Raw genomic sequence first — 23,703 nt, 5'->3', positions numbered from 1 at the left:
TTAGAAAAATTTCTTCTTGGAAAGAAATATCGCTGCAATGATACTTACCACAATGGACAGGATGATAATGATCAGAAATCCCCAGGGCGTCCCGGAAAACGGCATTCCCGCAGCACTTACGTTCATTCCATAGGCACTGAATACGATCGTCGGGATACTCATTACAATGGTGATGACAGCCAGGACCTTCATAACGATATTCAAGTTATTGGAAATAACCGAAGCAAAGGTTCCCATCATGCTGCTTAAGATTCCACTGTAAATATTCGCCATCTCGATAGCCTGCTTGTTCTCGATGATTACATCCTCCAGAAGTTCTGTATCCTCTGGATATTTCTTGATACTCTCAACCTTCATCAGCTTCTCCAGAACCATTTCATTGGACCGAAGAGAGGTTGTAAAGTAAACCAGTGACTTCTCCAGTTCCAGCAGCTCCATCAGCTCCTGATTCCTGGTGGATAAATGAAGTTTCTCCTCTATCTGTTCACTTTTCTTATCTATGATACGCAGATACCGCAGATACATACTGGCATTCCTGTACAGGATCTGCAGGATAAAACGTGTTTTCATATAAGTAAAGAAGTTCCTTACCCTGCCTTCCATGAACCTGGTCAGAACCTGAGTATCTTCCAGACAAACGGTAAAGATCATCTTCTGGGTGACAATGATACCAAGAGGAATGGTCACATACCAGTCCTTTTCATTTCGTTCTTCTATCGCAGGTACATCTGCAAGGATCAACGTATAATTATCTTCCACTTCTATACGGGAACGTTCTTCTTCATCCAAAGGTGCGCGTAAATCGTCTACCTCTATCCCGAACTGCTCTGAAATTTCAAAAATCTCTGTTGCTGTAGGATTGGTCAATGCGATCCAGCAGCCCTCCTGTGGTTCCTGTATCTCATGGATAGAGCTGTCAATTGTCTTAAAAATCCTTACCACGATCCACACTTCCCTTCTACTCCTGATTTCCCCTCATCGGGCATTCTTCTGTAAAGATGCCCAAAGACACAACATTCATTATAATTTGTACATGAATTTTTGTCAATTCCAATGGTTCCGGTTTACAAAACTTTTACACTTAGATATAATAAAGCTATACTATGACAAAGTGAAAGAAAGGAACAGACCAGAACCTATGAATCAGTCATCATTTGGAAATAAATTTACAGTCACCACCTGGGGGGAATCCCACGGCAAGGCACTTGGAGCTGTTGTGGACGGATGTCCTGCAGGCCTTCCTCTCTGCGAGGAAGATATCCAGATTTTTCTTGACAGAAGAAAACCCGGCCAGAGCCGTTATACCACGGCCCGTAAAGAGGGTGATCTCGTAGAAATCCTTTCCGGAGTCTTCGAGGGGAAAACTACCGGCACTCCCATCTCCCTGATGGTAAAAAATACAGACCAGCGTTCCAGGGATTATGGAAATATCGCATATTCCTACCGCCCGGGGCATGCAGATTATACTTTTGACCAGAAATACGGATTCCGCGATTACCGTGGAGGTGGCAGATCTTCCGGGCGCGAAACCATCGGCCGTGTAGCTGCCGGTGCCATTGCTGCCCGGATCCTGAAGGAACTAAATATTTCTTTCTGCACCTATACCAGGTCTATCGGACCTGTGGAGATCTCTTCTTTTGACCAGGAACAGATCAGCCGGAATGCCTTTTATATGCCGGATGCAGATGCAGCAGCCCGTGCAGGCGAATATCTGGAGAAATGTATGAAAGAACAGGACAGCGCAGGCGGTGTGGTAGAATGCCGTATCACCGGTGTCCCGGCGGGTCTGGGAGATCCTGTTTTCGGAAAGCTGGACGCTATGCTTTCACAGGCTCTAATGTCCATAGGTGCTGTGAAGGCTGTAGAAATCGGCGACGGAATCGCAGTTTCATCCTCCAGAGGTTCACAGGACAACGATGGATTCACAGCAAAAGACGGTGCAGTAGCCAAAACCTCCAACCATGCCGGGGGAATCATGGGCGGCATCAGTGATGGCAGTGAGATCATTCTCCGTGCCCACATTAAGCCTACCCCATCCATCAGTCAGCCACAGCAGACCATAACCAAAGACAGAGAATCTATCTCGCTGGAGATCCACGGCCGCCACGATCCGGTCATTGTCCCAAGAGCAGTTGTTGTGGTAGAATCCATGGCAGCCATCACACTGACAGATGCCCTCTTCTCCAACATGAGTGCACGGATGGACAGAGTACGGGACTTTTATCTCTCTGACAAATAAACACCGCCAGGCAGATTCCCGCTTCAAAAAATACACAGGTGCATATGCCTGTACGCAAAAACCTCCATCAGGACTTTCTTTTTGTCCTGACGGAGGTTTTTATTCTGCGCTTATTATTCTTCCGGAACTTCCCAGATCCTGATGCTGTTCGGTTCTGTGATCTTGATCGGTCTGTCATTCATGACAATAATGTTTTTCTCATAATCCACTGTAAATGTAGTAAGTGTATTACTTGCATGATTGGCCAGTACAAGATGCTTATCGTCCGGTAAAAGTACCAGATCCTTCGGATATTCACCACTGATCGGAAGTGTGAACTTTCTTGTCAGCATACCAGTCTCTTCATCACGCTCAAACATAGAAACTGTATCCTCACCTGCTGTTGTACAGAAAAGATGTTTGCCGTCATTTGCAAGAGAAAGTCCGGATGCAGCGTTATGTGTATCATGTACATCCTTCTTCGCAGTTGTCTCAATGGTCTGGATCAGTTCAAACTCCGGAGTCTTACCGGTTCCATCATACTTATATGACTTGATCTCATTGCTGAGTTCAAAAAGAATATAAGCAAACTTACCGTCATCGCTGAAACGGATAATACGCGGACCACTTTCTCTCGGACATCTCAGAATATCCACAAGTTCCAGCTTATCACGCTGCTTATTAATACGGTAAATCTTCACCTGGTCAATCCCGTTATCTACTGCACAGAGATACTTGTTATCCGGTGTGGGACGGACACAGTTTACATGTGGACGGAAGTTACGCTCTGCAACACTTCCCAGTCCTGTATGGAACACGCCATCCATCAAACTTCCAAGTCTGCCGTCCTTATGAGTATGTACAACGGTCACCTTACCGTCATGGTATCCGGCAACATAAAGATACTTACCATCAACATCTGTAGAAAGGAAACAGCCTCTCATTCCATCAATATTCACACTGTTGATACGTGACAGATCACCATTCTTATCACGCTCAAACACTGCAACACCTTCATCCTCGATAGAATAAAGATACTTACCATTCTTTGAAACAGCCATGTGGGATGCATTGCTTACTTCAACACTGCTGCGTTCTGTAAGAACGCCCTTCTCCACATCAACATCATAAACATGAATACCCTGTCTGGAAGAGCCATGTGTATAACAACCCACATAGGCTACATATTTTTTCTTACTCATAATGCTTCTTGCCTCCTGCTGTCCTTTGCGTCTTACTGCCCGTTTAATCTGGCCGGCACTGCCATATGATGTCGATATTATAGCACATTTTGCCAATCCTCACAATACAACACATACCACTTTTATGTATTTTTCCAAAACCAAAGTTACCTATTTCTAACACCCCATCTTTTTTCACTCCCCCAAATACGTCCCACTTCTCTGACTTCCAGCTCACGAAACCCGGCCTGGAAGAAAAACAGGTTGTTTCAGGCGTCCCTTTTACCAAAAAAGCTGCCGTTCCATCTCTGAAACAGCAGCTTTCTCTCACTCTTATTTGAAACAATTCCCAACAGCCTCAAGCGTCCTGTCAATCACCTCATCCGTATGTGCAGCAGAAAGGAACATCGCCTCAAACTGAGACGGCGCCAGATGGATTCCCTGTGCCAGCATCCCCTTAAAGTACTCAGAAAACGCCTTAATATCCGCACTCTTCGCAGAAGTATAATCCACAACCTCCTGCTCCGTAAAGAACAGACTTCCCAGAGAAGCCGCATGGTTCACATGATAAGGAAGACCTTTCTCGACCATGATCTTCTCCATACCGCCGTAAAGTCTCTCCCCTTTCTTCTCCAGATCTTTATAAATCTCCTGATGCTCATACAGATACTTCAACTGAGTAAATCCTGCAGCCATCGCAATCGGATTACCACTTAAAGTACCAGCCTGGTAAACCTTGCCAACCGGTGAAACCAGCTCCATGATCTCTCTTCTTCCACCATAAGCACCAACCGGCATACCTGCACCAATGATCTTGCCGTAAGTAACCAGATCCGGTGTCACTCCGAAATATTCAGCAGCACCACCGAAAGCCAGACGAAAACCGGTGATAACTTCATCAAAGATTAGAAGCGCCCCATACTCATCGCAAAGCTTTCTCAGCCCTTCAAGGAATCCCTTCTTCGGTGGTACCACACCCATATTCGCGCCCACAGCCTCAACGATCACTGCTGCAGTCTGGCCATCTGCCTGCTCCAGCAATGCACGCACACTGTCCAGATCATTATAAACAGCTGTCATAGTATCCTCTGTGCATCCTCTCGGCACACCTGCACTGTCAGGCACACCACTTGTCATTACACCGGAACCTGCACTTACCAGCATAGCATCACTGTGTCCATGATAACATCCTGCAAATTTAATGATCTTATTCTTTCCTGTAAATCCTCTGGCAACACGAACTGCACTCATAACAGCCTCTGTACCGGAATTTACCATACGCACCATGTCCACATGGGGAATATGGTCGCAGATAAACTCAGCCATCTCCACTTCAATCGCAGTAGCACAGCCAAAACTCAGACCCTTTTCACATGCCTTCAGTACGCTTTTCTTTACTTCCGGGAAATTATGTCCCAGGATCATCGGTCCCCAGGAATCAATATAATCTACATATTCATTTCCTTCAACATCATAAATATAACATCCATCTGCGTGGTCAATAAATCTCGGTGCCATACCGATCGGGCCATAGGCACGTACCGGGCTGTTTACACCGCCCGGGATCACTTTCACTGCTCTGTCAAATAATTCCTCTGATAATCCCATCAGCCGATTCTCCCTTCATCCATACATTTCGCAAGTTCTTTCGCATAATAGGTCAGATAAATCTGTGCACCTGCACGGTAAGCGCTGACTGCCATCTCACACATGATACGTTCTTCCTCGATCCAGCCCATCTTTGCAGCAGCTTTTACCATTGCATACTCACCGCTTACACTGTAGGTGGCAACCGGTACATTTACAGCCTTGGAAACTTCGGAAACCATATCCAGATAAGACATGGCAGGTTTTACCATGATGATATCCGCTCCTTCTTCCACATCTGTGAGAGCCTCTTTCATGCCCTCTCTTCTGTTGTGGAAATCCATCTGATAGCTCTTTCTGTCGCCAAAAGACGGCGCAGAACCTGCAGCATCACGGAATGGGCCATAGAATGCCGACGCATATTTTACAGCATAAGACATGATTGGCGCTTCATAATGTCCGTTTGCATCCAGTGCTTCACGGATCGCACGTACACGTCCGTCCATCATATCAGACGGAGCAACCATATCCGCACCTGCCTCTACATGGGAAACAGCTGTCTTGGCCAGTAATTCCAGTGTGGCATCGTTATTTACATCATGACCGCAGAGAACTCCGCAGTGACCATGAGAAGTGTATTCGCACATGCATACATCAGTAATATAGTACATATCCGGGAACTGCTTCTTTGCTTCTCTTAAAGCTTTCTGCACGATTCCGTTGGGATCGTATGCTCCACTTCCTACTTCATCCTTATGATCCGGGATACCGAACAGCATAATGTTATTTACACCTGCATTCTGCAGACGTTCCAGTTCAAATGGAAGGCGGTCTACACTGTAGCGGTACTGCCCTTCCATGGACGGGATTTCTTCTTCGATCCCTGTTCCCTCTTTTACAAATAACGGATAGATAAGGGAAGACTTGTCCATTCTTGTCTCTCTTACCATTTTTCTTAACTTTTCGCTGCCTCTTAATCTTCTTGGTCTCTGAATTAAGTCCATGTTTCTTTCGCTCCTTTTACTGCTATTGCCCGATTCCATAAATTCTGTTTGTATTTATAAATATCGCTTCAAAACGCCAGACAAAATCTCATTTCAGGCAATAAATATAAAATATATTTTATCAACAATTTTCCTGTTTCATTTCTTCTACTAATTCGATCAGACTCTCAATAGTTGCTTTTTTCGCCATCCGGGTCTGCATTCCGTATGCATCTGCAGCAGCTTTCGTCTGCTTTCCGATACATGCCGCCTTTACAGATGTATAATCAAGCCCCGGAGTTCCCTCCACAAAACCCCTTACAGTAGAAGCACTGGTAAATACCACGCAGTCCACACTGCCTGTCTCGAATTCTTTCTTCTCATCGATCAGTCTGCTCTTTTCATAGCAGGTTGTGTAAGTAGCAATATCATCTACTTTGGCTCCTGTCTGTTCCAGCAGTTCTGTCAGCTTCTTATTTCCGGCTTCTGCCCTGGGAATCAGGATCTTCTCATCTCCCTGCAGTTCTTTTGCAAGTTCTGTTCCCAGAGTCTCTCCGTCATACACACTCGGCATAAAATCTGCCAGAAGATGATGTTCTTTCAGTTTCTTCTTCGTACCCTCGCCGATCACTGCGATCTTTGCCTGTCCCAGACTGCGCACATCCATCTCTTTTCTGTCCATCTCGTCAAAAAAGATCTCCACACCTACCGGGCTGGTAAAAATGATCCACTGATAGGCAGCCAGCTTCTCAAATGCCTCATACAGTCTGCTGTTATCCTCTACAGGCACAGTGCAGATAGACGGCAGTTCCAGCACCTCTGCGCCTTTTTTGCGGAGCAGATCTGCTGTCTTGGAAATATGCTGTCTTGGTCTTGTCACCAGTACTTTCCAGCCTGCCAGCGGAAGTTTCTCATACCAGGCAAATCTATCTGCCAGTGAGCACACCTTTCCCACAACAATAATCGCAGGTGTCTCAATTCCCTGTCTGTCCACTTCTGCATTCAGAGTACTTACCGTTGCAACCACACGCTTCTGTCCTGCAGTCGTTCCTTTCTGAAGCACTGCTGCCGGCATCTCCGGATCCATGCCTCCATTGAGAAGTCCCTTACAGATATCTTCCAGCGCAGCGATTCCCATCAGAAACACCAACGTTCCTTTTGTCTGGGTCAGTGCCCTGAAATCAATGTCATATGTTTGTCCTGCACGTTTATGTCCTGTAATAATATGCAGGGAAGAACAGAAATCTCTGTGTGTCACCGGAATTCCATTATAAGCAGGAACAGAGATCGGAGATGTGACTCCTGGTACGATCTCATACGAAATCCCATTCTCGGAAAGAAGTTCCAGTTCCTCGCCGCCTCTGCCAAAGAGGAACGGATCACCGCCTTTAAGTCTCACGACTTTGTTTCCTTTCTGCGCTTCCTCCAGAAGGACTTTATTGATATCCTCCTGCACCATGGTATGATGACTTGCTCTCTTTCCTACATTAATCAGTCTGGCATGCTCCGGAATCCTTGCAAGTACTCCCTCACCCACCAGGCTGTCATATACCACTACATCTGCCTGCTGCAAAACTGCCTCGCCCTTTAATGTAAAGAGCCCGATATCTCCCGGTCCTGCACCAACCAGCCAAACTTTACCTGCTGCCATTTTTATTCTCCCCTCTCACAGTCATCTTTGAGCTGCTTCGCAAGCGTGACACCAAGTTCTGCCCCATTATCAGCAGCGCCTTTTATCTGTCCTGTGATCCATTTACCTGTTGCTTCACTGTAATATAACCCGCGGATAAAGATCTCATCCCCGTTCACCTCAGCAAATGCCGCTACAGGAGAGGAACATCCTCCATCCAGATATTTCACATAAGAACGCTCTGCACTTCCTGCGATCCATGCATCCCTGTCACAGTATCCATCCAGATAAGAGTAATCCTGATTCTTACGTCCCTGCACTGCCAGGATTCCCTGCCCTGCTGCCGGGATCATCTCATCCGGTGTAAAATACCGGTTGATCCTCTTCTCAAGTCCCAGACGTTTCAGCCCTGCTGCAGCCAGGATCAGTCCGGAATATTCTCCGTCATCCAGCTTACGCAGTCTTGTCTGCAGATTTCCGCGAATACTCTTTACTTCCATATCAGGATATAATTTCTTTAACTGCAGGATTCTTCTTAAGCTGGAACATCCCAGCGGTTTCGCCGGATCCAGTTCAGTCATCCCTTCAGGAAATACCAGAACATCTCTCGGATCCTCTCTCTTCGAAAAAGCCAGCAGCGGAAGTTCTTCCGGCACTTCCATCGGCATGTCTTTCAGACTGTGTACAGAAAGATTGCTTCTTCCATCCATCAAAGCCCTGTCCAATTCTTTTACAAAAAGGCCCTTGCCCCCTACCTTGTCCAGAGTACGGTCCAGAATGATATCCCCGGTAGTCTTCATGGTCAGAATCTCTATTTCCATTCCCGGATTCTGCTGTTCTATGTAGGCTTTTACCATCTCACTCTGTAAAACAGCAAGCTGGCTCTCCCTGCTGCCAATGATTGCTTTAGTCGTCATCTTCCTCGTCATCCTCCTGTGCCACTTTTTCCAGGGCTTTCTGGATCTCTTCCCTGATCCTTCTGGCTTTCTTATGGTTCAGTCCGCTGGCTGTGATCCCCACTACCAGCTCATCCTGCATATAAATGCCCGGAAAATAGAAATCACACTGATCCCTGTCGCTAGCTACGTTTACGTAAATCCCTTCCTGCTTGCAGATCCTGTGGATCTCATCATTTAATTTCCTATCATTGGTAGCCGCGATCACCATATATGCCATGGCAAAATCTGACCGTTTCACAGGGCGGGCGGTAAGTTTCACATAACCCGCTTTCGCCATTTCCATCATTTCCGTGGTAACCTTCGGTGCCACCACCTTAATATTTCTGGTAAATGCCAGCAATGTTTTTACTCTGCGTGTGGCAATGCTTCCGCCTCCTACCACAACAATATTTTTATCTGATAAGTCTATAAACATGGGAAAAAAAGGCTTATTCTTCATATATTTTCTCCAGTCCTGCCACGCATTCAAGGAACGCTTCCTGATTCAGGCTGTCACGCAGGCCAAAGATCAGTTTATTTACCACCTTACCCGCCGCTGTATCCACAGCCTGTACCAGATTTACTCTGTCCTCTTCATCCATTTGGGTTTTTTTCAGTATTTTCGCAATTCTGAGATTCAGGTCATTCACTGCCTCTTCTTTAATCTCCTGGATCCTCGGGATCAGATCCCTGCCATCCAGCCACTGAAAAAATTCATCCATCTGCTCTCTGACAATGGCTCCTGCTGCTTCCAGATTCTCCTGAAGCTCTGCCGGAATCTCCTCAATACGAAAACTGTCCATATCATAAAGGGTAATTCCCTCCAGGCTTCCTATGGACGGTTCAATATCCCTGGGCACTGCCAGATCGATCAGGATCAGTTCTCCTGAAAGCTCCAGCTCCTCAAACAGTTCTCTTCGTAATGTGAAATTCGGGCTTGCCGTAGCACTTACTACCAGATCACATTCCGGAATATATTCCATTCGTTCTCCGTAATTGATTCTCTTGCAGCCTGCCGGAATGCTTACAATTCCGCTTCTGTACTGGCGGATGGTCACTGTCACATCTGCACCTGCTTCCCGCAGTGCCTGGGCAGCCACTTTCCCCATCTCACCATTTCCGATGACCATACAGGTCTTATCCTGCATGGAATATCCCTTCTGTCCCAGAAACTGGATTGCCTGGTGGATCACAGAAGGATTTCCATGGGAAAAAGGCACCTCTGTCTTGATCTTCTTTCCTGCTGTGACCGCCATACGGAACAGCACCTCCAGAACTCCGTCCACCGCGAAATTCTCCCGTGCCAGATTCAGAGCATCTTTTACCTGTGTGAGAATCTGATCTTCTCCTATGATCTGAGATTTCAGACCACTTGTAAGATAGAACAGATGCTCTACCGCCTCCTCATCTTTCCTCTCCACAAAATAATTACGATAAGAATCATCACTGATTCCTTTCAGCTGACAGACGCAGTCATAAAGACACACATCCTCTTCCTCGTCCACACTGGCCCATACTTCCAGACGGTTGCATGTAGACAGGATCACACATCCGTAGATTCCTTTGTAACTTTTTATTTTTTCCATGGCTTCCCCTGCACTTTTCTTTGTAAACGCAAAAAGAGCGCGTATGTCTACAGGCGCCATGTTATGATCGATTCCAATCATGGAAATACCCATAATCCGTTTCTCCTTCGTATCTCCTGTGTATATACACGAATTTTCCTTAACTAATCATAAACATTTCCGCTTCAGATGTCAATGAAAAACCTTGCCACAGATACATACCAAAAAAAACGAACCACCGACAGAATCTTATCCTGTCGGTGGTTCACCCATTCTTTTGTCAGTCCCGGATTATGCGAAGATCACGGTGAATACTTTCTCACTCTCAGCGGAATCCCGTTTTTCTCAGCCAGAACTTTACTCTGTTCCACTTTCTCTTCTCCGATCACATCTACCACTGTGAACCGCACATCGGAGATATATTTTCTGCAGTCCCTGGCAAATTTCAGCATGGCTTCGAAAGATTTTTCCCCATATGTAGGACGTACTATTTCGTTGTAAGATGCAGCATCCGGCATATTCAGGCTGATGGAAATGCTGTCCACTGCCTTACAGATCTCTTCTGCTGTGGAACGATTATGGATCAGGTCAGAAAGACCGTTTGTGTTCAGTCTGATCCTGAAAGGATATCTTTCCCTGACATATTTGCTTACTGCGATCAGGTTCTCAAGGGCCATCGTCGGCTCTCCGTATCCACAGAAAACCACTTCATTACAATCTGTGAAATCAAACTCATCAATGGCTTTATAAATTTCTTCCAGTTTCGGTTCATGATCAAACCAGAGATTGGACGCCTCACCGATGGCATCCTCTGTATTCCTGATGCAGAACGTGCATCTGCATGGACATTTGTTGGTAATATTAAAATATACCTGATTTTTATATCTGTATATGATATCTGTTGTCATTTTCTGTTCCTCTTTTATTTCGCAATATTGGTCTTAAATCCGATCTTGTCCAGTGCAGTACCGATGATCACAAACATAATGGCACTTCCACCTGACTGTACGATACTTCCGCTGACAGATGTAAAGAAAGAAGCAGTAAATCCAAACATGATTCCCTCTGCTACATAATATCCTGTTGCTGAGATCATAAATGCAAGAAACAATGCGATCACATTTCTCTTAGTCACCAGTTTCTTTCCTTTGGAAGAAAACGGAAGACAGATCAGCATTTTGATAATAATAGTTGCCGGAGCCCATACCGGTGCTGTCAGAAGGTCAGCCAGTCCTCCTCCGATGGCTCCCGCCGCACAGGCATAAGGCAGAGGCAGAAATGCTGCTGCAAGATAGATCATGGTATCGCCCAGATGAACATAGCCGCCATTTACTCCCACCGGAATATGGAAAATATAGGCTGTCATCAAAGTAGTCAGGGCAGCCATAACTGCTGTGGCCGTGATCTTCTTTACAGTACTTGTGCTCTGCGCATTTTCTTTTGCTGATGTTATTTCGGACATAATAAATCCCTCCTCTTTTTATTTCCCAATCTTACAGATCGGTTAGCATACCAAGATATTTCTCAAAGCAGATCCCATCATTGCGGTCTGTTCCTTCCACCACCGCATCGTGGATCCCGCCGGAAAGAAATGCAATAGCTTTCTCCACACATACCTTCATGGAAATTCCCTTTACCATTCCCGCACTCAGGACAGATGCGAACAAATCTCCTGTTCCGGAATAACTACCTCCTTCTTTAATGGAAAAGAACCACCGGGTTTCCCCGTTTTCCACCACAAGATTTCCCATTTTCAGGATACCGTCTTCCTCTTCCACATCCACACCTGTGATCACAAGGGAATTCAGATCAAATTCTCCTGCCAGTGTTTTACCAATCTGCCGGATTTCTTCAAGCATCTGTTCCCGCTTCATTCCGGCATAGCTTTTCATTCTTTTTTTCATCTCCTCTTCTCCGTATAAAAGAAGAAGAGCTTCTGTCAGATTGGGAGTGATCACATCTGCTTTTCTCACAAGAGTACGCATTTTTTCACATAAGGCTGATGAGTAAGTTTTATAAACTGCTCCCTGGTCTCCCATAACCGGATCGATCAGGATCTGCGTTTCCTCTGTACAGAAAAGTTCTGTAAATTTCAGGATCACTTCCACCTGTTCATCCCCGGCCAGAAATCCTGTATAAAGCCCATCAGGCCGAAAATCCATTTTTTTCCATTCTTTCATGATCTGTTCCATGCGGTCTGTATAATCATCCCAGAAAAAAGAGCCGTATCCTGTCTGATTACTCAGCACTGCAGTAGGCAGCGGACAGGCCTGTACGCCCATGGCGGAAATTACAGGAATCGCTGCTGTCAGAGAACATTTTCCCAGCCCGGACAGGTCATGAATGACTGCGATCTTTTTCAAATCAATGTTACCTCTTGCTTTCTTTTTTATCGTGTAATAATATATCACCAGAGTGTGTATATGAATATATCCAGTTTTTATATTTTTTCAGAGGACAGTTTTAGTATACTGCTCTGGTAAAGCCTGAAACTCATGATAATACAAGGAGGCATCTTATGGAACTTCTGTTAAATAAAGAACATAAAAAAGAACATTTATATCTGGAAGTTTATCATTATTACCGGGAACTGATCACCGCTCAGAAGCTGCCTGCCGGAAGCAAAATGCCTTCTCTGCGCAAATGTTCCCAGGAACTGAAACTCAGCCGCACTACCATCGAAAGCGCCTATCTTCAGCTTGCAGCAGACGGCTACATCATCTCCAGAGCTCAAAGCGGCTATTATGTAACAGACATTGCTTCCAGACAGCATCCCCCTGTTTCTGACACCCCCCGCCAAGACTTTTCCTATCGCTATGACTTCGCATCCTCTGGTGTGGACCGGGAAAGCTTTCGGTTCGATCTGTGGAGGCGTTATATAAAAAGTGCACTGCGCCAGGATGACCGTCTTCTTTCTTATGGCGAGCCGCAGGGGGAAGAGGATCTGCGTCAGGTTCTGGCCGACTATGTCAGGGAACGGAGAAATGTTCTGTGCAGTGCTGACGATATTGTCATCGGAGCAGGAATCCAGAGTCTTCTCCACATCCTCTGCCCCCTTCTAAAAAGCTGTCGGACTGTTTCCTTTCCCAATTCCTCTTTCATCCAGGGAAGTTCTGTTTTCGATGACTATGGATTCCAGATCCACTACCGTGACAAAAACTGTCATGTGATCTATGTCTCACCGGCACATATGACCAGATGGGGTGAGATCATGCCCGTATCCCGGCGTCTGGAACTGGTTCACTACGCCTCTTCCCATGGCAGCCTGATCATTGAAGATGATTTCGAAAATGAATTCGTATATCTTCAGAAACCTACTCCTTCCCTTTTCGGTCTGGCAGGCGGGCAGAATGTGGTATATCTGGGAACATTTTCCAGGCTTCTTCTTCCTTCTATCCGCATCAGTTTTATGGTACTGCCCACTGATCTGGCAAAGCTCTACAGGCAGAAAGCTTCCCGTTATAACCAGACCGCTTCCAAAGCCGAGCAGATCGCTCTGTGCCAGTTTATCCGCGACGGACATCTGGCAGCTCAGACCCGCAGACTGAAAAGACTTTACGCATTAAAACTGAAATCCCTGAAACAGGAAGTTCAGAAAGTTTTCGGACAGGATGTTCCTCTTCAGATCGGAGCCGCCGGTACCAGTCTGGCCCTGACCCTCTCCACCTCCCTCACCTGGAAAGAATTAGAAAAAAAAGCACAGACTCGTGGTCTGCGCCTTCAGCTTCTGCAGGAATCACCTGGAAAAGTCACTCTGATCCTCTCCTGTTCTTCCATGCCGGTTCAGGATTTCCCACCTGCCTGTAGTCTTCTGAAAGAGATCACAGACAGTTCCGGGACCTGAATTACACATTTCGTTCTTTTTAATAACCTCTGTTATTATCGATCATATAAAGCAGTGCATTGCAGATACATGCTGCAATGTTGCTGCCGCCTTTTCTTCCTCTGGCTACAATATAGGGCACATCCGCACTCATGATCAGTTCCTTGGACTGCACTACATTTACGAACCCTACCGGCACACCGATGATCAGTTCCGGATCCAGTTTTTTATCTTCAATAAGTTCATAGAGACGTACCAGAGCTGTAGGAGCATTTCCGATGGCAAAGATCAGCTTCTTTCCCATGGCTGCCGCCTTGTCCATGCTGGCAGTAGCTCTTGTCGTTCCATTTGCTTTGGCTGTAGCTGCTACATCTTCGTCAGAAATAAAGCAGAATACTTCTCCACCATAGCGTGAAAGTACTCTCTTGTTGATCCCGGATTCTGCCATATGGGTATCTGTCACAATGCAGGCACCATTTTTGATGGCTGCTATGGCTTTCTGTACCGCATCTTCGGAAAAACAGAGGTTCTTCGCATAATCAAAGTCTGCACTGGTGTGAATGCATCTCTTCACGATCAGCTCTGTTCCCGGAATCAGCTTCGTATCACCAAGCTCTTCGGTGATGATCTCAAAACTGCGTTTCTCTATATCCATTGGTTTTACATTTTCAAGTTCTACTTTCATTTTTTCTCTCCCAAACTCCCTGATTTCTCGTATGGTCACACAACAATTATGTGCATTTGTCTATCCTGTCGTATCAGATCCCCTGTTCTAATATGTCATAAATTTTCTTCATATCCAGATGTTTTCGAAGTTCCGCTGCCAGAATATCATACTGCGTTTCTTTAAATGCCGCGAAATCAACTCCCGTCATCTCAGACACATCAAGACCTTTCTTCTCTCCCAGCGCGCGGACAATGGCTTCTGCCACATCCTCTCTGTCAAAAACTCCATGCACATAAGTTCCGCAGACATTTTTACAATATGCACCATCCTCTTTCACAGCTCCTGACACATGGTCTTCAATGGATACACAATGACCTGCATTCTCTTTCAGTACCGTCTCTCCCATATGGATTTCATATCCTTCCAGCTCTGCACCGGAAAGTGCTGCCAGTTCTCCATCCAGATCCAGGAATTTCCCGGATACTCTGGTCCTTGTCTTATTCTCTGCAAAGACTGTATCCATAGGCAGCAATCCCATTCCTTTGATGGTTCCGCCTGCTTCTACATGGTGGGGATCGCTTAAAGTTTCTCCCAGCATCTGATAACCTCCGCAGATTCCGAAGATGATCTTTCCTCTTGCTGCTTCCTTAAGTACTGTCGCTTCCAGGCCATTGACCCTCATCCAGAGAAGATCTTCCATCGTATTCTTCGTTCCGGGCAGAATGATCATATCCGGATTTTTCAATTCACTGACATGCTGTACATAGCGTAAAGATACACCTGGAATGCTTTCAAACGGGTTAAAATCTGTGAAATTGGAAATCCTTGGCACACGGATCACCGCGATATCGATCAGATCCACTTCCTGTTTCCTGTCAAAACGTTCAGTTAGGCTGTCCTCATCTTCCACCTGGATATCCAGATAAGGAGCTACTCCCACTACCGGAATATGGCCTCTCTCCTCCAGCATCTCCACACCTGGATCAAGGATTGTCTTATCCCCGCGGAATTTGTTGATGATCAGTCCTTTCACCATCTGACGTTCATCTTCCTCCAGAAGCTCCACCGTACCGATGAGCTGTGCGAAGACGCCGCCTCTGTCAATATCTCCCACCAAAAGTACCGGAGCTTTCGCCATCTTTGCCATTCCCATGTTTACAATATCTTCTGTCTTCAGGTTGATCTCTGCAGGGCTTCCCGCGCCTTCAATAACGATAATGTCATTCTCTGCTGCCAGTGCATTATATGCTTTCATAATGTCCGGCACCAGTTTCTTTTTATACTTAAAATAGTCTCTGGCACTCATGGTTCCAAGAACTTCTCCATTTACGATCACCTGAGAACCCACATCATTAGTAGGTTTCAAAAGGATCGGGTTCATCAGTACAGACGGCTTGATTCCTGCCGCTTCTGCCTGCATGACCTGCGCCCTGCCCATCTCCAGGCCTTCCTCTGTGATAAAAGAGTTCAGCGCCATGTTCTGTGACTTAAAAGGTGCCACTCTGTAGCCATCCTGTTTAAAAATCCTGCACAGGCCGGCTGCCAGAAGGCTTTTTCCTGCATTGGACATTGTGCCCTGCACCATAATCGCTTTTGCCATCTCTTTGTTTCCTCTCTTTTCCTGTATCACAGGTTACTGTACGCTTAACCAAGCACTTCATTCAGTACCTGTATCAGTTTCTCATTCTGCTCATGCAGTTTCACTGCAACACGGAAATATCCCTTTTCCAGTCCCGGATAATTACTGCAGTCCCGGATCAGGATTCCCTTTGGCACACATCTTTCAAACAGATCTGCCGGACCATGAAAAAAGATGTAATTGGTCTCCGACGGATATACCTTCAGTCCAAGCTGTGCCATCTTCTCTTTCATCCATACAGACTCCCGGAAAATAAGCAGCCTGCCTTTTTCCACATATTCTGTTTCCTTAAGTGCTGCAAGTCCTGCCTGCTGTGCCACTGTAGACACATTCCACGGCTGGGTCACAGCCTCCATCCGTTCCAGCACCTTACTGTCCGAGCAGAAACCATATCCCAGACGCACACCCGGGATCGCGTAACGTTTGGTAAAGGCCTTCAGCAGAAAAAGATTGGGATATTCTGCCAGCTTTCCTTTAAGTGTATGTTTCTCCGGTTCTTTCACAAAATCCAGAAAACATTCATCTACCACCATAAAGATCCCGGATTCTGCACAGCTTCTCAGGATTCCTTCCAGAAGTTCCCGGTGCATGGTAATTCCCGTTGGATTATTGGGATTGCACAGGAAAATAATATCCGGTTTTTCCTTTTGCAGAACCTGCAGATAATTTTCTTTCACGCAGAAGTCCACCGGTTCCTCCAGATAATATCTGGCGATCTCACATCCCATACTGACCAGTGCCTGTTCATATTCCGCAAAGGTCGGCGCCAGTAAAAGTGCTTTCTTCGGGTTCTGCGCTCTGCAAAGGGAAAAAATAAGGTCTGCTGCTCCGTTTCCGCAGATCAGATATTCCTTCCTAGTATGTTCATAGGATGCGATCGCCTCCCGTAGCGGGCCGCATCCTACACGTGGATAATCACCGAGATCATCCACGCAGTCTATGATCGCCTGTTTCACACTCTGCGGCGTTCCCAGCGGATTACAGTTCGCCGAGAAATCCAGGCAATGATTATATTTGTAAACATCGCCGCCATGTATATGCTTCGTCATTGTTATCTCCCTGTCTTAAAAGCCAAAAAATACTGCCCGTCTGCGAAATAATTCCATTTCCTATAAAACAAGAAAACGTACACCTATACCAATCAACAGAAATACTACAACGCCAAGAATTGCTGTTGCATAGAGCAGACGGTTGGAACGTCTGATATCTTCCACCTCTACCGGGCGGATCGCATCCCCGATGGTCGGCTTCTCATAAAGCTTTCCGAAATAATAAGCATTCCCGGCAAGCTGTACATCCAGCGCGCCTGCCATCGCCGCCTCTGTCTGTGCAGAATTTGGGCTTGCATGGTTTCTTCTGTCTCTAAGGTAGATCTTAGCAGCATTCTTTGTATCCATTTTTACAAATACCGTTGCCGCAACCATCAGCCATCCGGAAATTCTGGCAGGAATAAAATTCGCCACATCATCCAGCTTCGCAGCACAGCGTCCGAAATAGAGATATTTATCATTCTTGTAACCCAACATGGAATCCATGGTATTGATCCCTTTGTAAAGGAACATCAGCCATACGCCACCGATAGCCATATAGAACATCGGCGCTATGATCCCATCAGAGGAATTCTCCGCTACTGTCTCTACTGCAGCTTTAGTCACTCCCTCTTCTGTCAGTGACTGTGTGTCACGGCCAACGATCATGGATACTGCATAACGTGCCTCATCCAGAGTACCGTTCTTCAGTCTGTCATAAACTTTCATACTCTCTGTTTTCAGAGATTTGGTTGCCAGAAGCTGATAGCACCAGAAAGTTTCCAGCACAAGTCCCGCCCATACAGAAACTCCGTACAGAAAATGCAGGATCAGATATGGAATCCCGCCGCTGAACAGGCAGACAAGGATTACTTCTACAATACCTGCTGCCAGTTCGCCTTTATTGGTTTTCGGAAAAATCTTCCGAAGTATTTTCTCCAGAAATGCTATCAGATTTCCGATCAGGCAGACCGGATGATAGAGCCACCTGGGATCTCCTATGATGAGATCAAGGATAAAGCCTGCCCCAAGGGCGGCCATACTGTAATAAATCATACTTAAACAAAACTCCCTCTTCTCATGTACTTTTCATACATGCTGTTATAAAATCTTTGTCACTGTTCACTCTCTGCTGCCTGCACAGAATGAACAATAACAAATTTTTTATATTCTGCCGGTTTTATGATATTCCATACATTTAAGCAGAAATGCTCTCGGAATCCCAGGATTTCCATAATAATATAAATGCGGATATCCTGCCAGAAGACTGTCGGTACTGTGAATGCAGTCCCAGCCCCGTTTACTGAGGGGTTTCGCTGCATGGAAATCATTACCACAGTTTTCTGAATCAAAATAGTGAAATTCATGTGCCGGAATCTCTCCGATTTCTTCTGCTTTCTGTCCAAATACCGACTGTCCGGCTGTCAGAGTTATATATCCAAATCTTGTCAGTTTCGGAGTTCGGAAACACTTTCCGGGAATTACTCCGCAGGTCTTGCGGCTGATTCCGTCCATGTCTTCCATCTGTTCATGGAGGTACATGAAGCCGCCACACTCTGCCATACATGGCATACCACTGTTTATCGCCTGTGCAATTTCTGTTTTCATGGATTCATTTCGTTCCAGTGCTTCTCCGTTTAATTCCGGATATCCTCCGTAGAGCAGTATTCCGTCCAGATCTTTTGGAAGATGCGCATCATGAACAGGTGAGAATTCTACCAGTTCTGCCCCCATCTCCTGAAGTAAGCGAAAATTATCTTCATAATAGAAACAAAATGCCTCATCCTTCGCCATTCCGATCCGTAATTTCTGCGGCAGGCAAAAATCAAATGCAGGATTCTTCTGTGACAGAGATCCCGGTACATTCAGATCCGGTGCATTCTCCGCAAGTGCGAGAATTCTGTCGATCTCCAGTGTATCTTCCAGCACTCCGGCCAGTTTCTGCAGCCGTTCTTTCAGATCCACAATCTCCTCCGGAAGCACAAGCCCCAGATGACGGCTCTCAATCACACAGTCCTCTACTTTCGGCACATATCCCAGGACTTCGACGCCAAGCTGCTCTTCCACCAGTTTCTTCATTCGTGGATAAAGCATTGGAGACATCTGGTTAAAGATCACACCCTTGATATGGCTGTTCTTTTTGTACTCCAGAAAGCCTTTGATATAAGCTGCCAGAGAAATGCTCATGCCTCTGCTGTTTACGATCAGGATCACTGGCGTGTCCGTAGTGTCTGCCAGATCATAAGCGCTTGCTCTGGTGGAGATTCCACCCACACCATCGTAGAAGCCCATGACGCCTTCCATCACTGCAGTATCACAGTCTGCTGCGTTTCGACCCAGAAGATATCTGGTTGTATCCCCATCTGTAAAAAAAGTGTCCAGATTTCGTGATTTCGTTCCGATCACTCTGGAGTGAAACATCGGATCTATGTAGTCCGGGCCACATTTAAAAGAAGCCACTTTCATTTTTCTGTTGACCAGCGCCTGCAGAAGGCCGCAGGTAATCAATGTCTTCCCGCTGCCGCTGGCTCCTGCTGCAAGCAATATTCTTGGAATCTTCATTCTGATTCTCCTTAAGTTATTTCTGAGGATTCTGCAATGTAATAATATAGATCGGATTCTCGCCCATCATCATATGATAACGTCCAATTGCCTTTGAACGTGCTGCACTTAACTGAACGATCTCGTTTTCTTCAAATCCGAACTCTTTCGCTGTTTCCAGTGCTTCGGATACGGTTTCCAGTGTAATACAATTGATCACAATACGGATCTGCGGATTCTTTTCGATCAGAAGTCTTACGATTTCTTTCAGATTTCCGGAAGAACCGCCGATAAATGCATGGGTTGGTGCCGGGAGGTCTGTGAGTGCTTCCGGTGCAAGTCCCTCGATAATTTCCAGATTGTCGGCTGCAAATTTCACCTTGTTCTGGCGGATCAGTTCTACTGCATCCTCTTTCTTCTCAATGGCCCAGACTTTACCCTGATGCGCACGGAGTGCCATTTCTATGGAAAGAGAACCGGTTCCTGCTCCTACATCATAGCAGATGGAATCTTCTGTCAGGCGAAGTTTGAAAAGAGACACGGTACGCACCTCTTCCTTTGTCATCGGTGCTTTGCCTCTGATAAATTCTTCGTCCCTGATCCCATGAGTTTCCAGACGTTTTTCGCAAGTTTCATTGACCGCACAGATGACAGACAACGGATCTCCGGTGTATTCTGTCAGTTCATCTGCTTTCTTTACAAAAATCTTCTCATTGTCATAGGACAGATTCTCTCCTACATAGAGAAGCACATTACCCATACCATATTCCACCAGTTTCTTCGCCAGAACAGCCACGCCGTCTGAAGTCCCGAGAATGGCAAATACTTTCTTCTCATTACGAATATACGAAATAAGATTACATCCCCTGCCATGGGCACTGACAATCTTTGCATCATCCCAGGAGAGTCCGATCCTTGACATGAAATACACTACAGAAGAAATCCCGCACTGAACCTGAATTTCCGGTTGCGTTGTACCCTGTGCCAATCTGTTCTGCTGCAATACATCCAGAAGTTTCTTAGCTCCACTATAGAAACCTACATCTCCGGACAATACGATCACGATATTGTTATATTCCGGGTGCGAATCAATATAATCTTTGATCTCCTGGCTTCTGTATTCTATAAATGCATCCTGCCCAGGACGCCTCACAGAATCTACCATTCTTCTGGCCCCGATCAGAAGATCTGCCTGATCCAGGCTGTTCTTTCCCTGTACAGTGAGCATTTCAGGGCTTCCCATTCCGATTCCCAGAAGTGTGATATGTGGCTGATGGATCAGTAAGAACTGTTCTGTCAGAAATCTCTTACATTCTTTCACTGACATCCCCTCTTCTTTCAGAGGACGTCCGATGATCACAGGAACTGCATCACATTCCAGAGCAGCATCAATCTTATCCTGAAAACCGCCTGCCTTTCCTGTATCCTTTGTCACCAGATATTTACAGTGATACTGCCTCAGCATTGCCGCATTTAATTCTCTGGAAAAAGGTCCCTGCATTCCGATGAGATGTTTTCCCTCAAATCCAAGCTCTGCGCAGGCCTGCATTACATTCGGCAAAGAAAGGACTCTGGCATAGAGGCGTTCCTGATAATCTTTCATCCCAGTAAAACCTGCCAGTTCCTTACTTCCTGTTGTAAGCAGCACATTTCCCTGTGTCTGATCCAGATATTGAGCTGCCGCCTGAACACTCTCCACATAAACAGCTTTCTCCTCATGGCTGCCGGATTCACGCAGCACTCTTCTGTAAGGTGTCTGTGTTTTCTCGCAGGCTGTGCGGATATTTCCTGTTACTTCCGCTGCATAAGGGTGAGTGGCATCCAGCACCATCTCCGGCTTCTCCTGAGCGAAAACCTGCTCCATGGCTGCTTCGTCCAGTCTTCCGGTCTGTACGGTGAGATATTCATTTTCTGTAAGGGACTTACCACCGTATTCTGTAGCAGCAAATCCCATGGTCTGTACCTGATGATCTGCCAGGAACCGGCAGATTTCATACCCTTCTGTGGTTCCTGCAAAAACAAGAACTTTATACATTCTTATATCCTCTCGGTGTTACCATCTTGTGGTTCAGTTCTTTTGTCTGAGAATTTCCGATAAATACGGTGGTAAACATGTCTACCTGTGTATCTCTCAGCTCTTTTAAAGTCATTACATGAGCTTCCTCACCTTCTCTTGCGATATTGGAAACTGTACCGCAGATGGTATCCGGTGATTTGTATTTCATCATCAGATCACAGGCTTTCTGCAGATAGTCATGACGTTTCTTGCTTGACGGGTTATACAGACATACTACGAAATCCGCCTGTGCTGCCGCCAGAAGTCTTGTCTCGATCTTTTCCCAAGGGGTAAGAAGATCGCTTAAACTGATCAGGCAGAAATCATGGATCAACGGTGCCCCAAGAACTGCTGCTCCACCTGTCGCTGCAGTTACACCCGGGATGATCTCAAGTTCTGTTTCCGGATAATTGACCCCCACCTCATACATCAGGCCTGCCATACCGTAAACTCCGGCATCACCACTGCAGATCATGGAAACTGTTTTGCCTTTCTTTGCTTCCTCGAAAGCAAGGACACAGCGGTCTACTTCTTTCTTCATCGGTGTAGTCATAAATTCTTTTCCCGGGAAGTATTCTTTTACCAGGTCAACATATACGGTATATCCGATGATCGCATCACTTTCGTTCATTGCACGGATCGCTTTGCCTGTCATCTGGTCATAAGCTCCCGGGCCGATTCCGATTACATATATTTTACTCAAAATGTATCCTCCATTCTCTGGCTGCTACTGCTGTAGTCACACCATTTTCTCCATGTTTCTTCTGAAGCAGACTGCCATTGCCGCTGGCAAGGACTGCGCTTCTCTCACAGACATTGTCCACACCTGTGATCTTCTTTACAAAAGGTGAAGGGGTAAATTCTCCCGGCACCTGTTTCAGTTCATTTTCTGTATATGTGACAAACGGGATCTGCCAGTTTTCTGATAATGACAAAATCCCCTGTTCATCCTTCTTCAGATCAATGCTGGCGATCTGTTCAAATGCTTCTTTATATAATCCGGATCTGTCCAAAACTTTCTGTGCAGCTTCTGCAATTCCCTCTGCGTCCTTGCCCTTGCGGCATCCCATGCCCAGTGTCAGACATTTGGGAACTACCTGGGTGGTAGATGGAAAAGGTCTGCATGACGTATGCACAGTAACTGCTACCCCGCAGTCTGTCTTTGCTTCATCTGCCATGATGCTGCCTGTATTTCTGCATAAATCGCCACAGCCTCCAAAGCTCTCTTCATCCTTCAGAATATCGTCCTGCGCATGCCTGACAGGTTTTCCATATTCATCACATAAAACCAGACCTTCCGGTAACTTTCCCTCTACAGGAAATTCGCTGTAAAATCCTACATTCTTCCCTGCCAGAAGTGCTGCTGAGACTTCTTTTGCAGCTTTCATATTAAAAATACTGCAGTAATTCTTTTTTGCAAAAACATCTACTGCAAAGCGTTGATGCAGATCTGTAGCTGTTGTTACTACTGGAACTGCATGCAGGATCTCTGCCGCTTTCAGGGCCAGTTCATTGGCACCTCCCAGATGTCCGGATAAAAGCGAGATCACGAATCGTCCGCACTCATCGATCACCAGTACCGCAGGATCTGATTTCTTCGACGCCACATACGGTGCAATACTGCGGACTGCGATCCCGGTGGCACCGATGAAGATCAGTGCATCAGAATCAAGAAATTTTTTCCCTGCCCAGGCAGAAGTGCTGACCTTTATAGAATCCGGCAGATATTTACTTTTTTTAGCAAGTACAGCCGTTATACCTGCTTTCTCCAGGCCACAACATAATTTCTCTCCGGTTTCCTGTCCGGTAAGGCTGAAACAAATAAGTGCGATTTTCATTTTCTCTCT

General features: G+C 46.0%; 21 protein-coding genes. 2 read left to right on the top strand and 19 right to left on the bottom strand.

Annotated features, from left to right (window positions below; genetic code table 11):
• The gene (locus tag R8695_RS06135) at positions 1 to 942 is read right to left on the bottom strand and encodes a magnesium transporter CorA family protein (protein ID WP_118509641.1); all 942 of its coding nucleotides are present in this window, start codon (positions 940 to 942) and stop codon (positions 1 to 3) included.
• Between the two features lie 196 nt (positions 943 to 1,138).
• Here R8695_RS06135 and aroC point away from each other — a divergent pair, with 196 nt between their 5' ends.
• The gene (aroC, locus tag R8695_RS06130) at positions 1,139 to 2,239 is read left to right on the top strand and encodes a chorismate synthase (RefSeq protein ID WP_118509567.1); all 1,101 of its coding nucleotides are present in this window, start codon (positions 1,139 to 1,141) and stop codon (positions 2,237 to 2,239) included.
• Positions 2,240 to 2,352: 113 nt separating this feature from the next.
• Here the strand turns inward: aroC and R8695_RS06125 are convergent, their stop codons facing one another.
• The 10 genes from R8695_RS06125 to R8695_RS06080 form a co-directional block, all read right to left on the bottom strand.
• Positions 2,353 to 3,420: a lactonase family protein gene (locus R8695_RS06125; RefSeq protein WP_118509566.1), complete on the bottom strand. Its 1,068-nt coding sequence runs from the start codon at positions 3,418 to 3,420 to the stop codon at positions 2,353 to 2,355.
• A 312-nt stretch (positions 3,421 to 3,732) separates the two neighbouring features.
• Positions 3,733 to 5,007, bottom strand: coding sequence for a glutamate-1-semialdehyde 2,1-aminomutase (gene hemL, locus R8695_RS06120; RefSeq protein WP_118509565.1), 1,275 nt, complete (start codon positions 5,005 to 5,007; stop codon positions 3,733 to 3,735).
• On the bottom strand, positions 5,007 to 5,990 hold the full coding sequence (gene hemB, locus R8695_RS06115) for a porphobilinogen synthase (RefSeq protein WP_118509564.1): 984 nt from the start codon (positions 5,988 to 5,990) through the stop codon (positions 5,007 to 5,009). The genes hemL and hemB overlap by 1 nt, the downstream gene beginning before the upstream one ends.
• Before the next feature lie 121 nt (positions 5,991 to 6,111).
• The gene (gene cobA / locus R8695_RS06110; RefSeq protein WP_154780973.1) at positions 6,112 to 7,620 is read right to left on the bottom strand and encodes a uroporphyrinogen-III C-methyltransferase; all 1,509 of its coding nucleotides are present in this window, start codon (positions 7,618 to 7,620) and stop codon (positions 6,112 to 6,114) included.
• A gap of 2 nt (positions 7,621 to 7,622) precedes the next feature.
• Positions 7,623 to 8,516 carry a hydroxymethylbilane synthase gene (hemC, locus tag R8695_RS06105; protein WP_154780972.1) on the bottom strand — a complete coding sequence of 298 codons (894 nt, stop codon included), beginning with the start codon at positions 8,514 to 8,516 and terminating at the stop codon, positions 7,623 to 7,625.
• Positions 8,506 to 8,997: a precorrin-2 dehydrogenase/sirohydrochlorin ferrochelatase family protein gene (locus R8695_RS06100; RefSeq protein ID WP_118509561.1), complete on the bottom strand. Its 492-nt coding sequence runs from the start codon at positions 8,995 to 8,997 to the stop codon at positions 8,506 to 8,508. The genes hemC and R8695_RS06100 overlap by 11 nt, the downstream gene beginning before the upstream one ends.
• Complete coding sequence (hemA, locus tag R8695_RS06095) at positions 8,987 to 10,216, bottom strand: glutamyl-tRNA reductase (protein ID WP_118509560.1); 1,230 nt, start codon at positions 10,214 to 10,216, stop codon at positions 8,987 to 8,989. The genes R8695_RS06100 and hemA overlap by 11 nt, the downstream gene beginning before the upstream one ends.
• A 188-nt stretch (positions 10,217 to 10,404) precedes the next feature.
• Complete coding sequence (locus R8695_RS06090) at positions 10,405 to 11,010, bottom strand: TIGR04100 family radical SAM protein (protein WP_154780971.1); 606 nt, start codon at positions 11,008 to 11,010, stop codon at positions 10,405 to 10,407.
• Between the two features lie 14 nt (positions 11,011 to 11,024).
• A complete protein-coding gene (locus tag R8695_RS06085) occupies positions 11,025 to 11,564 on the bottom strand; it encodes a TIGR04002 family protein (RefSeq protein WP_154780970.1) in 540 nt (179 codons plus the stop codon).
• A gap of 31 nt (positions 11,565 to 11,595) precedes the next feature.
• Positions 11,596 to 12,465 (bottom strand): pyridoxamine kinase, encoded by an 870-nt coding sequence (locus R8695_RS06080; protein ID WP_154780969.1) that lies wholly within the window; start codon positions 12,463 to 12,465, stop codon positions 11,596 to 11,598.
• Positions 12,466 to 12,620: 155 nt separating this feature from the next.
• Here R8695_RS06080 and pdxR point away from each other — a divergent pair, with 155 nt between their 5' ends.
• Entirely contained in the window at positions 12,621 to 13,946 is a 1,326-nt protein-coding gene (gene pdxR, locus R8695_RS06075) for a MocR-like pyridoxine biosynthesis transcription factor PdxR (RefSeq protein ID WP_118509556.1), read from the top strand.
• A gap of 19 nt (positions 13,947 to 13,965) precedes the next feature.
• Here the strand turns inward: pdxR and R8695_RS06070 are convergent, their stop codons facing one another.
• The 8 genes from R8695_RS06070 to R8695_RS06035 form a co-directional block, all read right to left on the bottom strand.
• Positions 13,966 to 14,610, bottom strand: coding sequence for a precorrin-8X methylmutase (locus R8695_RS06070; RefSeq protein WP_118509555.1), 645 nt, complete (start codon positions 14,608 to 14,610; stop codon positions 13,966 to 13,968).
• A 73-nt stretch (positions 14,611 to 14,683) separates the two neighbouring features.
• Entirely contained in the window at positions 14,684 to 16,192 is a 1,509-nt protein-coding gene (locus tag R8695_RS06065; RefSeq protein ID WP_154780968.1) for a cobyric acid synthase, read from the bottom strand.
• Between the two features lie 44 nt (positions 16,193 to 16,236).
• Positions 16,237 to 17,280: a pyridoxal phosphate-dependent aminotransferase gene (locus R8695_RS06060; protein ID WP_118509553.1), complete on the bottom strand. Its 1,044-nt coding sequence runs from the start codon at positions 17,278 to 17,280 to the stop codon at positions 16,237 to 16,239.
• A 60-nt stretch (positions 17,281 to 17,340) separates the two neighbouring features.
• Positions 17,341 to 18,315, bottom strand: a complete 975-nt coding sequence (cbiB, locus tag R8695_RS06055; protein WP_154780967.1) for an adenosylcobinamide-phosphate synthase CbiB — start codon at positions 18,313 to 18,315, stop codon at positions 17,341 to 17,343.
• A gap of 108 nt (positions 18,316 to 18,423) precedes the next feature.
• Positions 18,424 to 19,821: a cobyrinate a,c-diamide synthase gene (locus R8695_RS06050; RefSeq protein ID WP_118509551.1), complete on the bottom strand. Its 1,398-nt coding sequence runs from the start codon at positions 19,819 to 19,821 to the stop codon at positions 18,424 to 18,426.
• A gap of 16 nt (positions 19,822 to 19,837) precedes the next feature.
• Entirely contained in the window at positions 19,838 to 21,835 is a 1,998-nt protein-coding gene (gene cobK, locus R8695_RS06045) for a precorrin-6A reductase (protein ID WP_154780966.1), read from the bottom strand.
• The gene (gene cobJ / locus R8695_RS06040) at positions 21,828 to 22,559 is read right to left on the bottom strand and encodes a precorrin-3B C(17)-methyltransferase (protein WP_118509549.1); all 732 of its coding nucleotides are present in this window, start codon (positions 22,557 to 22,559) and stop codon (positions 21,828 to 21,830) included. The genes cobK and cobJ overlap by 8 nt, the downstream gene beginning before the upstream one ends.
• The gene (locus R8695_RS06035; RefSeq protein WP_154780965.1) at positions 22,552 to 23,694 is read right to left on the bottom strand and encodes a cobalt-precorrin 5A hydrolase; all 1,143 of its coding nucleotides are present in this window, start codon (positions 23,692 to 23,694) and stop codon (positions 22,552 to 22,554) included. Before R8695_RS06035 ends, cobJ begins: the two co-directional genes overlap by 8 nt.
• Positions 23,695 to 23,703 lie beyond the last annotated feature (9 nt).

Source organism: Blautia luti (assembly GCF_033096465.1).
GTDB lineage: Bacteria > Bacillota > Clostridia > Lachnospirales > Lachnospiraceae > Blautia_A > Blautia_A luti.
The sequence above is the reverse complement of the archived record's forward strand: the minus strand, read 5'-3'. Positions and strand labels throughout refer to the sequence as shown.